The sequence below is a fragment of the Dellaglioa sp. CoH-57-MRSF-20 genome, assembly GCF_056781955.1.
In genome coordinates, this window is the sequence record NZ_JBXAXV010000299.1 from 1 (window position 1) to 252 (window position 252).

The 252-nt window shown below is 57.1% G+C and carries 1 protein-coding gene; it reads right to left on the minus strand.

What is annotated here, in order from left to right:
- Positions 1 to 12: 12 nt before the first annotated feature.
- Positions 13 to 252 (minus strand): hypothetical protein (locus AC1RPN_RS09105; RefSeq protein WP_481763862.1); only part of this gene is annotated, 240 nt, incomplete at its 5' end.

The following is a 252-nucleotide window of genomic DNA, read 5'->3' on the forward strand; positions in this document are numbered from 1 at the left end:
GGTTGCCGATCTTCACACCAAGCTCACCAGAGAATTCACAACCCAGTCGACTTGATCGGGATGAAGACGAGTCGGAATAGGACTGTACGCGCCTTGCTCGACGAGCGATTGAATAGCAGCGTGCGCCATTCCTTCGAACAGGTCCGGCGGTCGATCCGGATCGTACTCTTCCGTCCCCTTTGTCGCCTGCGCTCGGAGAGCCTGAGCAAGCGTCTTCGAGAAGTTTGCGGGAACTGCCAGATTGGAGATGCC